The sequence below is a fragment of the Aeromonas molluscorum 848 genome (assembly GCF_000388115.1).
Classification (GTDB): domain Bacteria; phylum Pseudomonadota; class Gammaproteobacteria; order Enterobacterales; family Aeromonadaceae; genus Aeromonas; species Aeromonas molluscorum.
Map to the genome: position 1 here is coordinate 15770 of NZ_AQGQ01000029.1, position 13559 is coordinate 29328.

The 13559-nt window shown below is 58.7% G+C and carries 14 protein-coding genes and 1 tRNA gene; 8 read left to right on the forward strand and 7 right to left on the reverse strand.

From position 1 onward, the window contains the following. Positions 1 to 2 precede the first annotated feature (2 nt). From G113_RS06640 to galE, 7 genes are all read left to right on the forward strand, one after another. On the forward strand, positions 3 to 221 hold the full coding sequence (locus G113_RS06640) for a TIGR02450 family Trp-rich protein (RefSeq protein WP_005897010.1): 219 nt from the start codon (positions 3 to 5) through the stop codon (positions 219 to 221). Further along, the gene (locus G113_RS06645; protein ID WP_040318976.1) at positions 178 to 696 is read left to right on the forward strand and encodes a chalcone isomerase family protein; all 519 of its coding nucleotides are present in this window, start codon (positions 178 to 180) and stop codon (positions 694 to 696) included. The genes G113_RS06640 and G113_RS06645 overlap by 44 nt, the downstream gene beginning before the upstream one ends. A 163-nt stretch (positions 697 to 859) precedes the next feature. Then, positions 860 to 1453: a DUF3833 domain-containing protein gene (locus tag G113_RS06650; RefSeq protein ID WP_005897015.1), complete on the forward strand. Its 594-nt coding sequence runs from the start codon at positions 860 to 862 to the stop codon at positions 1451 to 1453. Positions 1454 to 1547: 94 nt separating this feature from the next. Next, entirely contained in the window at positions 1548 to 2015 is a 468-nt protein-coding gene (locus tag G113_RS06655; protein ID WP_005897018.1) for a Dps family protein, read from the forward strand. Positions 2016 to 2220: 205 nt separating this feature from the next. Further along, positions 2221 to 3870 carry a hydroxylamine reductase gene (gene hcp, locus G113_RS06660; protein ID WP_005897020.1) on the forward strand — a complete coding sequence of 550 codons (1650 nt, stop codon included), beginning with the start codon at positions 2221 to 2223 and terminating at the stop codon, positions 3868 to 3870. Positions 3871 to 3999: 129 nt separating this feature from the next. Beyond that, entirely contained in the window at positions 4000 to 5016 is a 1017-nt protein-coding gene (locus tag G113_RS06665; protein WP_005897023.1) for a hybrid-cluster NAD(P)-dependent oxidoreductase, read from the forward strand. Between the two features lie 87 nt (positions 5017 to 5103). Beyond that, complete coding sequence (gene galE / locus G113_RS06670) at positions 5104 to 6117, forward strand: UDP-glucose 4-epimerase GalE (protein ID WP_005897026.1); 1014 nt, start codon at positions 5104 to 5106, stop codon at positions 6115 to 6117. Between the two features lie 80 nt (positions 6118 to 6197). Here galE and G113_RS06675 read toward each other — a convergent pair whose 3' ends face one another. Next, on the reverse strand, positions 6198 to 6950 hold the full coding sequence (locus tag G113_RS06675) for a DsbA family protein (RefSeq protein WP_005897029.1): 753 nt from the start codon (positions 6948 to 6950) through the stop codon (positions 6198 to 6200). A 196-nt stretch (positions 6951 to 7146) separates the two neighbouring features. Here G113_RS06675 and G113_RS06680 point away from each other — a divergent pair. Then, positions 7147 to 7234: transfer RNA gene (locus G113_RS06680), tRNA-Ser, on the forward strand. Positions 7235 to 7378: 144 nt separating this feature from the next. Here G113_RS06680 and chbG read toward each other — a convergent pair. From chbG to celB, 6 genes are all read right to left on the reverse strand, one after another. Further along, entirely contained in the window at positions 7379 to 8149 is a 771-nt protein-coding gene (gene chbG, locus G113_RS06685; RefSeq protein ID WP_005897032.1) for a chitin disaccharide deacetylase, read from the reverse strand. A 48-nt stretch (positions 8150 to 8197) separates the two neighbouring features. Next, the gene (locus G113_RS06690) at positions 8198 to 9544 is read right to left on the reverse strand and encodes a 6-phospho-beta-glucosidase (RefSeq protein ID WP_005897035.1); all 1347 of its coding nucleotides are present in this window, start codon (positions 9542 to 9544) and stop codon (positions 8198 to 8200) included. 148 nt (positions 9545 to 9692) lie between these two features. Next, on the reverse strand, positions 9693 to 10520 hold the full coding sequence (gene chbR / locus G113_RS06695) for a transcriptional regulator ChbR (RefSeq protein ID WP_005897038.1): 828 nt from the start codon (positions 10518 to 10520) through the stop codon (positions 9693 to 9695). Between the two features lie 38 nt (positions 10521 to 10558). Further along, positions 10559 to 10912, reverse strand: coding sequence for a PTS N,N'-diacetylchitobiose transporter subunit IIA (gene chbA, locus G113_RS06700; RefSeq protein WP_005897040.1), 354 nt, complete (start codon positions 10910 to 10912; stop codon positions 10559 to 10561). Between the two features lie 56 nt (positions 10913 to 10968). After that, on the reverse strand, positions 10969 to 12351 hold the full coding sequence (locus G113_RS06705; RefSeq protein WP_005897043.1) for a glycoside hydrolase family 1 protein: 1383 nt from the start codon (positions 12349 to 12351) through the stop codon (positions 10969 to 10971). A gap of 54 nt (positions 12352 to 12405) precedes the next feature. Then, a partial coding sequence (gene celB / locus G113_RS06710; protein ID WP_005897045.1) for a PTS cellobiose transporter subunit IIC occupies positions 12406 to 13559 on the reverse strand: 1154 nt, incomplete at its 5' end.

Consider the following 13559-nt stretch of genomic DNA (forward strand, 5'->3'; position numbering starts at 1 on the left):
AGATGAACGCCTTTTCTGCCGAGACACTGCTTTTTTCAAAATGGACCAGGGAGACTCAGTTCGAGCAGGCCGAGCGCTTCTTCATGGTGATCTCTTGCCAGCGGGATGGCACGGGCCAGCTCAACAGGGTCATTTTGCAAGACATCAATACGTTGCAAGAACAGGAGCTAGATTGGCATGAACTGGAAGATCCTGCACGTTGGCGCATGGGCTGGCATTAGTCTGCTCTGTTGGAGTTCTTTGAGCTGGGCGGCGCCCTGGCAGCAACTCCGAACGGTGGGGCAGGGGGAGATGCACTGGCTCTGGTTCAAGCTTTATGACGCCACCCTCTACAGCCAGGATGGCCGCTATGTCGCGCGCCGCTATCCCCAGGCGCTCTCGCTCACCTATGCCCGTGATATCGACAAGCAGGATATCCTGGATGCCACCGGACAGGAGTGGCAACGACTGGGCCTGGGGGATGAGCGGCAGCAGGTACGCTGGTTGGGGGCGCTGTCGAACATACTGCCCGACGTCAACAAGGGAGATCGGCTCACCTTCTATGTTAATGAGCAGGGACTCGGTGAGCTCTGGCTGCGCGACGCGCCCCTGGGCCTCATCACTGAGCCTGGCTTTCCTGATGCCTTTCTTGCCATCTGGCTCGCCGACAATAGCCGGGATCCGGCGCTGACCCGTCGCCTGCGTGGTCAGCCCTGAGCCGCGCTCAGCGATCCGGCGTCGGGGCATGGCCGTATCTCATCTGTGAGGCATAGCCTGTGTCAGCCCGGTTGACACCAGGCTTTGCCATATCCCTGGGATGGAGGCGCCAGTTAAGGGCCCCAGCGTACCAGGGCAATCAATCCCCCATCTGGAGCCTGTTATGACGTTATACCCTGGCCGCTGGCGCGGCGTTATTCTCCTGCTCTTACTCGCTTGCCTCGGTGGTTGTGGCGTTAGTCCGGATGCCTATCGTGGCCAAGGGCCAGACTGGGATCTTGCCCACTTTTTCAACGGCAAGCTGGTGGCTCATGGTCTGGTGACCGACCGCAGCGGCGAAGTGACCAGTCGCTTCCGGGTCGAGATGGTGGGGCGCTGGCAGGATGGCAAGGGCGAGCTGTTCGAGCAGTTCCATTTCGATGACGGTCGTCAGCAGACACGTACCTGGCATCTGGCCAAGGGGGCCGATGGTCACTGGCGCGGTACTGCGTCGGACGTAGTGGGGGAGGCGATAGGCAAGACGGAAGGCTTTGCCCTCAACTGGCGCTACCAGCTTGACCTGGCGCTGCCTGATGGCGATGTGGTGAGGGTGAGCTTCGATGACTGGATGTACCTGCTGGATGAAGATCGTCTCATCAATCGGGCCGAGATCAGCAAGTTTGGTATTCACCTCGGCGAGGTGATCCTCTATATCGAGCGACTGCGTGCCTCCCCTCCTGCCACTCCCGGTAACGGCAGCAATAAGGAAACCCATTGATAGCCATTTGCTATCAATGGTTTAGCTAATATCGATTACCTTTTGAGTCTGGTTGGCGATAAGCTACCCCTGTTTTCAAATCTGGAGGTGTATGATGAAGAACCCAATCGGCCTTGATATCGCCCAATCTCAAGCCCTGGCAACCGAGCTGAATCAGCTGCTGGCCAGCTACCAGATCCTCTACATGAACGTTCGCGGCTTCCATTGGAACATCCGTGGCAACCAGTTCTTCGAGCTGCATCTGAAGTTCGAGGAGATCTACAACGATTTGTTGCTGAAAATCGATGCCCTGGCCGAGCGTATCCTCACTCTGGATGGCGTGCCCCTGCACAGCTTTAGCGACTACTTGAGCGTCTCCGCCATCCCGGAGCAGAAAGGGTTGCATGACGGTCGTGCCTGTGTCGGTTCGCTGCTGAATGGTTTTCGCGAATTGCTCAGCACCCAGCGCCGTATACTGAGTCTCGCTGCCGAGGCGGGGGACGAGGGCACCAGCGCCTTGCTTTCTGACTACATACAGCAGCAGGAGAAGTTGGTGTGGATGCTGCGCGCCTACCTGGATTGAATCCAGATATTGTATTAACTAGCTGAGTTGTCTCTCCTTTTTATCTGGTTATCCACCCAGTTGCCGCCCGTTTGGGCGGCTTTTTTGTTTTTGATCTGCATCAATGAAAAGTTAATTGGTAAATTGAATGCCTATTAAGTTTTTTGCGAGAGACATAGAATTGCCACAGAACAAACAACTGAAATGTCCAATTAGGAGAGGCATGATGTTTTGTGTGCAATGTGAACAGACAATTCGTACCCCGGCAGGCAATGGCTGCGCTTATGCACAAGGTATGTGCGGCAAGACGGCCGAAACCTCGGATCTGCAGGACGTGCTGATCTATGCGCTGCAGGGGCTCAGCGCCTGGGCGCTGGCCGCCCGCGAGCACGGTGTCATCGACAACGAGATCGATGCCTTCGTGCCCAAGGCCTTCTTCGCCACCCTCACCAACGTCAACTTCGACTCTGCCCGTATCGTTGGCTATGTCAACCAGGCGCTGGCTCATCGTCAGCAGCTGGCCGACCGTCTGTCTGCATTGGCGGTACAAGTCACCGGCTTGCCGGAGGCAGCCGGTTTCGAGCCGGGTGAAGAGCTGCTCGCCCAGCTGGCCCATGCGCCGCAAACAGCGGTCAATCGCGGCAAGAGCGAGGTGCACGAAGACATCATGGGGTTGCGTCTGCTCTGCCTCTACGGCCTCAAGGGTGCCGCTGCCTACATGGAACATGCCCGGGTACTGGGTCAGCAGGATAGCGCCGTGGCCGCCGAGTTCCATCGCATCATGAGCTGGCTCAGCACGGATCCGAGCGAGCTGGATCCCTTGTTCAAATGCGCCATGGAGATTGGCCTGCTCAACTTCCGCATCATGGAGATGCTGGATCTGGGCGAAACCAGTGCCTTCGGCCACCCCGAGCCGACCCAAGTGCGCGTCACTCCAGTGCCAGGCAAGTGCATCCTGGTCTCCGGCCACGACATGATGGATCTCAAGCTGATCCTGGAGCAGACCGCAGGCACCGGCATCCATGTTTACACCCACGGCGAGATGCTGCCCGCGCTGGCCTACCCCTTCTTCAAGCAGTACCCGCATCTGGTGGGCAACTACGGCTCCGCCTGGCAGAACCAGCAGAAGGAGTTTGCCAACTTCCCAGGTGCCGTGGTGATGACTTCCAATTGCATCATCGATCCCAACGTGGGCGACTATAGCGATCGCATCTTTACCCGCTCCATCGTCGGCTGGCCGGGGGTGACACACCTCGAAGGAGACGATTTCTCCGCCGTGGTGGTGAAAGCCTTGTCGCTGGACGGTTTCAAACACACCGAGCTTGAGCACTTCATCACCATCGGCTTTGCCCGCAACGCACTGATGCAGGCCGCCCCAGCAGTGATTGACAAGGTGAAAGCGGGTGAAATCAGCCACTTCTTCCTGGTGGGCGGCTGTGACGGCGACAAGGCCGAGCGCGCCTACTTCACCGAGTTTGCCAAGGCAGCCCCCAAAGACAGCCTGCTGCTCACTCTGGGCTGCGGCAAGTACAAGTTCAACAAGCTCGACTTTGGCGACATAGGCGGCATTCCCCGTCTGCTGGACGTGGGTCAGTGCAACGATGCCTACTCCGCCATCCAGCTGGCGCTGGCGCTCTCCGAGGCGTTCGAGTGTGGCGTCAACGACCTGCCGTTGACCCTGGTGCTCTCCTGGTTCGAGCAAAAAGCCATCGTCATCCTGCTCACCCTGCTGGCCCTCGGTGTGAAAGACATTCGCACCGGTCCCACCGCACCGGCCTTCCTGACCCCGGCCCTGCTCAAGGTGCTGGAGGAGCAGTTTGGTTTGAAAGGCACCACCACTGCCGAGGCGGACTTGGCCGAGATCCTGGCTGCCTGAATTCGGTGATAGCGCAAGCCGTGCCAGCCTGATCATCTCAGCATGTTGTAAGCGTTTGGCGAGCCCGATGGCTCGCCTTTTTTTCAAAAACTCGTATTTCAAAAGCTTTTTTAAATGAGGAGCCTTGCGATGATCTCCACCTCCCTTACCCTGCGTTGCATCGGTCGTCGCGCCGACACCCATGATGTGGTGAGCTGGCAGTTAGCGCCGGTTGCAGGAAGCCTGCCCCCCGTGCTGGCCGGCCAGTGCGTCACTCTGCATATCGAGATTGATGGCCAGTCCATGTGCCGCGCCTATACCCTCTCTTCCTGCCCGCAAGACACCCATTGGCAAGTCACCATCAAGGATGTGGGGCGGGTCTCCCATCATCTGCACCAGAGCCTGCAGGTGGGGGACGAGATCCGCGCCGAAGGTCCCTTCGGTGACTTCAACCTGACGGCGCTGCCCTGCGAGCAGCCGCTGCTGCTCAGTGCAGGCTCCGGCATCACCCCCATGTGGGCCATGCTGCGCGACGAGCTGGCCAAGCGGCCTGAGGCGGACATCCGCTTCATCCACAGCGCCCGCTCGCCCCAGGATGTGATCTTCGCAGACGAACTGGCCGTGCTGGCCGCAGTCCACCCCGGCGTGCGCCACGCTTTAGTGCTGGAGCAAGTACTGGAAGAGGCCCCGCCTGCGCACCCCTGGGTTGGCCGACTCAGCCCGGACATGCTCAAGGAACTGGTGCCGGACTTGCTTGCTCGCCACGTCTATCTGTGCGGACCTGCGCCTTACATGGCGGCCGTGAGTCGCATCTTGGCGGAGCTGGGGTTGCCGGCGGGGCAGTTGCATCAGGAGTCGTTCGGCCTGCCTGCTGTTACATCGAGCGCGGCGCCGGTTGCAGCTGCCAGCGACCATTTTTGGCTGACTCTCAACAAGAGCGGCAAGAAGGTGAAGATACTGCCGGGTCAGACCCTGCTCGCCGCCCTGGAAGCGGCGGGAGAGCGCATCAATGCCGCCTGCCGAGCCGGAGTGTGTGGCAGTTGTCGTTGCACCACCAGTGGGGACGTAACTCGCCAGAGTGTGGCGACGCTTACCCAAGGTGAGTTGGAAAGCGGGGTGGTGCTGGCCTGCTCTTGCACAGTGCGGGGGGACGTCGCGGTGGAATAACAAGGGCTCATCAGCATCTCACCCTTTTCCCTTTGAGGGCGTGCGGGTAGACTCTGTGCCAGTTTTCACCAAAACACGGGATAACAAATGACGATACTGGTCACGGGCGGCGCCGGTTACATCGGCTCCCATACCCTGGTTGAGCTGCTGGGTGCCGGGCATCGGGTCGTGGTGCTGGACAACCTCTCCAACTCGTCTCTCGAGTCCCTCAAACGGGTCGAGCGGATCACCGGCAAGCAGGTCACCTTCGTCGAAGGGGATATTTTGGACAGGGCTTGTCTGCAGCGGCTGTTTGCCGAGCACGACATTGCATCCGTGATCCACTTCGCCGGCCTCAAGGCGGTGGGGGAGTCGAGCCAGATCCCGCTCACTTACTATCAGAACAACATTACCGGCACTCTGGTCTTGTGCGAGGAGATGGCAAAGGCGGGCGTGTTCCGACTGGTGTTCAGCTCGTCGGCCACAGTGTATGGCGATCCGGCCTCCGTGCCGCTGCGGGAAGATTTCCCCACCAGCGCGACCAACCCCTATGGCCGCTCCAAGCTGATGGTGGAAGAGATACTGCGGGATCTGTCCAAGTCCGATCCGCGCTGGGCCATCGTGCTGCTGCGCTACTTCAATCCGGTCGGCGCTCACGAGAGCGGCCTCATCGGTGAAGATCCCAACGGCATCCCCAATAACCTGCTGCCCTATATCAGCCAGGTCGGTGTCGGCAAGCTCAAGGAGCTGGGGGTGTTTGGCAATGACTATCCGACCCCCGATGGCACCGGCGTGCGCGACTACATCCACGTGGTGGATCTCGCCATCGGTCACCTCAAGGCGCTGGCCCGCATCGAGTCAGATAGTGGCGTATTCACCTACAACCTGGGTACTGGTCAGGGTTATTCGGTGCTGGAGATGATCCGTGCGTTCGAAGCCGCCAGTGGTCGCACCATTGCGTACCAGATCAAACCCCGTCGCCCCGGTGACATCGCCGAGTGCTGGGCCGAACCGCACAAGGCCAGCGCTGAACTTGGCTGGCAGGCGCAGCGCGGGCTCGAGCAGATGATGGCCGACACCTGGCGCTGGCAAAGCCAGAACCCGAACGGCTATCAGTCGTGAGAGGCTGAACGGCAGATGGCAAAACGCCCCGACCAATGGTCGGGGCGTTTTAGTATGACGGGCAGTGTGCGACGGCTGAGTTACTGGATGGCTTTGCCGGCGCGTGCATCCTTGATCACATCTTGCAGGCTGGCCATGTCGCGAGGGGCGCCACGCAGGATCTGATCACCGATGATGAAACCCGGGGTGCCCGAGATATTCATGGCTTCGGCCAGTGCCCGGTTGGTGCCCAGGATCTTGTCTATGCTGGCATCCTTGAACTTGGCCTGAGCCTTGCTCCAGTTGACTCCAGCGCTTTCGGCGATCTGTTTGACCTGAGCTTCGCTGGCCAGCGGGCCCTGATGAGAGTAGAGAGCGTCATGGAAGGCCTGATACTTCTCGGGCTGACTCAGCTGGACAGCCAGGGCGGCGCGTGCGGCATAGGCGGACGTCGGACTCAGTATGGGGAACTGTTTGTAGATGTAGCGAATGTCCTTGTCTTCGGTCAGTAGCTGCTTGACGAGGGGGTGAGCCCGTTTGCAGTAGCCACAGTTGTAGTCAAAGAACTCGACCACGGTCAGCTTGCCTTTGGGGTTGCCGGCCTCGGGATCCTTGGCGCCATAGAGATCACTGGCATGGGCCTGGATCATCGCCTTGTCGTTGACCGATTGCTGGCTCTCCTGCTTGGCGCGCAGGGCATTGGACATCTCGACCAGGATTTCCGGGTTCTTGACCAGATAATCACGCACTATCTGTTCGACGTCGGACTTGGTCAGTTCGCTGGCCTGGACGGGGGCCGCGAGCAGGGACGCGCCAGCCAGGGCGCAAAACAGGGCATGCTTGATCGTCTTCATTCCATCTTTCCTGGCATTTTTACAGTGTTGCCTATAGTGGTGGAGCCATGCATCAAGTCAAGCCATCCGCTTGAAAAAGCGGGTCTTATGAGTTTTTTGTCTACCAGATGTGGCAGATAGGCCAATAAAGCAGCAAACAGTCTGGCAGGGGATTTACAAGGGCTCCGAGCATGGGTAATATCCGTCGCACTGCTGCGGAGGGGTGGCAGAGCGGCTGAATGCACCGGTCTTGAAAACCGGCGATGGGTGACCATCCGTGGGTTCAAATCCCACCTCCTCCGCCATTTATTGAAGCCAAAAAGGCCACCCAAGGGGTGGCCTTTTTGCATTGGGACTTTTGGTGCTTGCACAGCATTATTTTTGTGCGCCGTCATGTTGCGCGGCTACCTGCAAGGCCGGCTGCCATGGCGGAGATCAGGCGCCACGTGTTATTGCGGCGACCAGTCTCGATAACTGCACAGGCGATAGCCTCGCTCGGCGATGAGGGCTGGCAGGGCTGGGTCGGTGAGAATGGCGAGCTCGGTGAGCCGGGGCAGATTGTAAGAGCTGCGCTGCACGTCGAGATCGATGAAAGCGGGGTGGCACATGATCTCAAGGGAGCTTGCCCCTTGCTCATCGGCATCATCGAGCAGTTGCAGCAACCACTCCCGGGTGAGCTGTTCACCATAGAAGCGACTGTCGAAACGCTCGCAGCTGAGCGCGTCAGTGACGGTCAAACCGTGGCGGCGAACTTCATCTCTGTCGATGCGCAGGGGAATACCTTGCTGCCGGGAAAAGGTTTCCACCAGCGGGTAGATGGTCGGCAACATATGCACATGGTGATGGCTGTCGATATGGCTGGGCGCCCGGCCAAACAGCGTCACGAAGTGGTCGAATTGTTGGTGGAGCTCCTGAATGATTTCGCTCTCGACCAGCAGGCTCCCCTCGCTTTTTTGCCAGATATCCTTGTCCAGCTCCCCTTGGGCGTTTACCAGGCAAGGGAGAGGGGAGAGGGGTTTGCCCCAACTGAGCACAAAATGCAGCCCAATGGGCAAGGCCGGGAAGCGGGTGGCCAGCCAGGCCCCATGTTCTATGGCCGGGGAGGTGACCATGGCGGTGGTCGAGCTGACCACCCCATGCTCGAAGGCTTCCACAATGCCGTAGTTCTGGGCGCGGCAAAGCCCGAAGTCATCGGCGTTGATAATCAATCTTTTATGCATCTCAATCTCCTGTATTGCCCCGCTGTAGGCCAGCGGGGCCCAGTTTCATCAGGCAAGATCCGCAATGGCGGTGGCAAACTTGGGCAAATGCTCGCGGTGTGCCAGCAGCAGCTCCCGCGCAACGATTTTCGCCTCGTTGTCTGAGTGGATCAGTGGATTGAGGTTCATGGCCAGCAGCAAGTCATCGAAGGAGCCACTCAATGCGGCCTGAGAGGCGGCAATCTCGAAGCTCTTGATGAGGTGAATGAGCCCGTTCACCTTGTCATCAAAGCGAGTGAGGCGCGGGTGGGGAATGGCGCCATCACGGCCCACCAGACAGGTCATCTCGACGGTCCAATCGGCGGGTATGTTGGTGACATGGCCATGGTGGGGGACTATCACATACTGCTCGCTGCGCTTGTCGTTATGGATGGCGCTGATCACCTCGCAGGCCGCATCGGAATAGTAGGCACCGCCGCGTAGCTCCAGCTCCTTGGGTTTCTCATTGAGTTCGGGGTTCTGGTAGAGCTCAAACAGCGTCTTCTCTACTTTTTGTACCACCTGGGCTCGGGCGCCGCCCTTGTAGAATTCGCCCATCTCGATCCCCAGCATCTCTTTCTCTTTGAAGTAGTAACGCAGGTAGGAGCAGGGCAACAGGCGCAGGCCACGCATCAGGCTCTCATCAAAGGGCAGGTCGAAGATATTCTTGACCGAGCTGGAGCTGGTGAGGCTGCCGTCGATCACCCCTTCGAGCAGCTCATCGAAGCGCGAGACTCCATTGACCCATACATCGCCGATGAAGACCAGGTGATTGAGGCCGAAGATGTCGATGGAGAGCGTGTCCTGCGCCGTGACCTTCAGGGCGTCTCGCACAAACATCTGCATGCCGACCGGAATGTTGCACACCCCGATGAAGCGGCGGAACTGGGTGTGACGATGGACGGCTTCGGTCACCATGCCGGCTGGATTGGTGAAGTTGATGAGCCAGGCATCCGGGCAGATCTCCTCGACGTCCCTGATGATGTCGAAGATGACGGGGATGGTGCGCAGTCCCTTGAACAGGCCGCCCGCACCATTGGTCTCCTGACCCAGCAGGCCATGGCTGAGAGGGATGCGCTCATCCTTCTCCCGGGCTTGCAGCTGGCCGACCCGCAACTGGGTGGTGACGAAGCTGGCGCCTTGCAGCGCGGCGCGGCGATCCAGGGTCTTGTGCAGTGTCATGGGGATGCCGGCTTTGGTGATCATGCGCTGGCAAAGGTCGAAGATGATGGCCAGTTTTGCCTCTCCTTCGGGGACATCGACCAGCCACAACTCGTCGATGGGCAGCTCGGCGTAGCGCTTGATGAAACCATCGACCAACTCCGGGGTGTAGCTGCTTCCGCCACCTATGGTGACCACTTTAAGCTTCGTGTTCATAAACACCTCTTCATCATTCTCAAATAGGTTGAATAAGGAGCCGCTCTGCACCAGGGGTGAGAGGGGCCGCAGCCACCTGGAGCAGGGGCCGATGAATCTGTTTGGTTCGTTCGCAAGGTATTGTTTTAAAAAATACCTTCAGCCCATTTCAGGCAGGGGTCTCAAATTTCGGATAGAGATATTTTCGGTAACTGCCTGGGGTAAAGGAGGTCAGCTTCTTGAAGTTTTTGATAAAGAGGCTGACATCGTTGTAGCCGGTCTCGAAGGCAATATCGGCCACGGAGTCGTTGGTGACTTCCAGCTGCATCTTGGCGTAGTTGACCCGGATCTCGTTGATGATCTGCATCGGTGTCTTGTTGTAGTAACGCCGGGTGGCCCGGGTCAGGTACTCCTGGCTCTTGCCAGAGAGACTGACCAGATTGGCCAGGGCATCTTCGGCGAACAGGGGGCGATCGTGCATGCGCTCCACCGCTTCATGGAGCCAGAGGGGGAGATCTTCGCTGGCCGAAGCATCCTTGTAGTGGCGCAGCCTGTTCATCACCGAGTAGGTTACCCCTTCAAGGAACTCGGTCAGGGCCTCTTCCCTAAATCCGGGGGAGACCAGCACCGACTCTATGTAGCTCAGAAATTCGTTCTTGAGCGGATAGGCCTGGGAGGCCACGAAGTGCTCCGGCAGCAGGTATTTGAAGTGCTCGTCAAAGTAGCTGCGGCTGATCCCGACGTTGAAGATGCGGGTGGTGCCAAACTCGTAGAAGCTCTGGTGCGATGAGCCAAGGGGGATGAACACCAGATCGCCGCGCTCGAGCAGCACCCGCTTGCCGTTGACCTCCTGATAGTAACGACCGGTCAACACCAGGGTGAACTCGTAATAGTCGTGCTGGTGCAACCCGGTGCCGCTCACCTGCTTGTTGTAGATGAACATGTGGAAGGGTCTGTTGTTGAACAGCTCGTTTTCCCGGATTGTCTTGACGCTCATTATTCGCCCCTTGTGACTGGTCGATGATGACTCAGGTGTTACTTGCTGAGCAGTTTTTCATGCAGCTCGATGAGCTCATTGATGAGCTCCCGCGCCAGCATGGAGGTCATCAGGTGATCCTGGGCATGGACCAGCACTAGAGTGACCGGGATCTTGCCCTCGCCCTGATCGCTCTCGATCAGCTGAGTCTGTACCAGGTGGGCGGCATTGAGGGCCTCGCGGGATTGGGTCATCAGCTGACGGGCGGCGGCCATGTCGCCCTCCTTGGCCTTCTTCAGGGCGCTGTAGGCCAGGCTGCGAGCCTGCCCCGAGTTGATGATGAGCCCCATCACCACCTCTTCCATGTCATCGCACGTCGTGGTTTCTGCCTCTATGTTGTCCATATCGAACATCTCTTTATCCCCTTGATTACAGCTAGTTGATTGAAAGCGGTTTAATGGCCTCTCACTTAATTGAAACCATGGTTGCGTGCCACCTCGGCAAACCAGTATCCGCTCTTCTTGATGGTGCGCACCTGGCTCGCCAGATCGAGCCTGACCAGGCCATATCGATTCTTGTAGGCGTTGAGCCAGGACCAGTTGTCGATGAAGGTCCAGAGGTGATAGCCACAGCAGGCACTGCCCTCTTGGGAGGCGCGATGCAGCCACTCGAGGTGACCGCGAATAAAGTCGATGCGATAATCATCTTCGACCCGTCCTTCGGGCCCGATGAAGCGCTCTTCCCCCTCGACACCCATGCCATTTTCCGAGATGTAGCAACGAGGATTGCCATAGCCAAGGCGCAGCTCGGTGAGAATGTCATAGACCCCTTTCTCGTAGATCTCCCAGCCCCGGTGCGGGTTCATCTTGCGTCCCGGCATCTCGTAGAAGTCGAAGAGATCTTCGGGAGTGCGCGGCGCCCCCGAGCAGGCTTGCTCCTTGGCCTTGACCCGCCGTGGCTGATAATAGTTGATCCCCAGCCAATCCACTCGCCCTGCCATGAGCTGCGCCTTGTCACCGTCAGCCACCTCTGGCAACAGATCATGCTGGCGCAGCAGGGCGACCAGCTCCGGGTCATAACTTCCCTTGAGCGCCGGATCGAGGAAACTCTTGTTGAGCAACAAGTCGGCCCAGCGCGCAGCCTGGCTGTCTTCTGCCGTGTCGGAGCGAGGGTAGGTGGGGCTCAAATTGAGGATGATGCCGATCTCTCCGCAGGCGCCCGCATCACGAAAGGCCTTGACCGCCCCGGCATGGGCCAGGGCGGTGTGATAGGCCACCGTGACTGCGCGGCGAAAATCCACCACGCAGGGGTAGTGGAAGTGGCCGAGGTAACCACACTCGACCGGCACTATGGGTTCGTTGAAGGTAAACCAATGCTTGATCCGTGAGCCGAACAGTTCGAAGCACAAGCCGGCGTAGCGTACATAGGCGGCCACGACGTCCCGGCTCTCCCATCCTCCTCGCGCCTGCATGCACATAGGCATATCGAAGTGGTAGAGATTGATGAAGGGGGTTATCCCCTCGGCCAGCAAGCGGTCAAAGACGCTGTTGTAGAAGGCGACGGCTTGTTGATTGACCTCACCCGTCCCGTCCGGGATCAGTCGAGACCAGGAAATGGAGGTACGAAAACTGTTGTGATTCAGCTGTTTGAGTAATGCTATATCGGGTTCAAAACGATCATAGAAGGTCGATGTCTGTGCCGGGCCTATGCCCTGATGAAAGCGCTCTGGCTCAATGGAGAACCAGTAGTCGAAGATGTTGTCGGATTTGCCATCCCGCCTCGATGCCCCTTCCATCTGGGGCGCCGAGCTGGCACTTCCCCACCAAAACTCATCCGGAAAGCGATACGTCATCTTATTCTCCTTCGGCTTGAAGAGGGAGGAGCCAGGCTCCTCCCGGGGTTGTCATCAGAATTTCAGGGCCAGCGCGATATCCTCTTCGCTCTCCTCTTTCTCTTCTTCGATAACGGCTTGGGCCTTGTTGGCTATCAGCACGAAGGGGACATACATCAGAGTCGCAACCCCCAGGTTGAATATCGCCAGCAGCGCGGCGGTGATGCTGCCGTTGGTGTTGAAGAAAGCCCCCAATCCCGCCGGCATGGTCCAGGGCGCCATGTTGGTGATGGGCGGGATAAAACCTGTGTGGTAGGCGAACAGGGTGATGGTCGCCAGCACGGGCTGTACCATCACGAAGGGGATGAGCAGCACGGGGTTCATGATGACCGGCAGACCAAACAAGATGGGCTCGTTGATCTGGAAGATACCAGCGGGCAGACCCAGCTTGGCAACCTGACGGTAGTCATCACGGCGCGAGACCATGAACACCGCAAGAATGAGGCCCAACGTGGCACCCGTACCGCCGAGGAAGATGTAGGAGTCGAGCATCGGCTTGGTCCAGACGTGGAATGCCTTGCCCGCGGCGATGGCCGCATCGACCGAGCCGTATTGGGTATAGAGCGCGACGTTTTCCAGGGTGAAGGGCACCAGGATGCCATTCTCCAGCGCCGACAGGGCCAGTGAGCCATGAACCCCGAAGAACCAGAGCAGCGGTGAGAAGAGCACATAGACCCAGCCGACCAGACCGCCCATGTTGGACAGGGGGGTGGAGATGGTATCCATGATGATCTGGTGGAAGTTGCTGCCCTCACTATTGAGCAGGTAAGAGAGTATCCCCATGATGGAGAGGATGATGAAACCAGGGATCAGGGCAGAGAAGGAGCGAGCGACCGAGGTCGGTACGCTGTCAGGCAGACGGATCACCCAGTTGCGACGGATGATGAACGCAAACATCTCGGCCGAGACGATACCGATGAGCATGCCGGAGATGATGTTGGCGCCACCCAGCCAGTTGGCTCCCACTGCGTAGGCATCACCGACGCTGAAAGGGGTGACCGTCATGAAGGCGGCGACCGAGAGCAGGCCCGCCGAGAGGGGATCGACCTTGCGCTCTTCTGCCATGGCATGACCAATGAAGAAGGGGGCCATCAGGGACATTATTCCCAGGGTGCCGTTATAGACGCTGCCCCCTATGCTCTTGAAGCCATCCAGGGTGGCTATGGTGG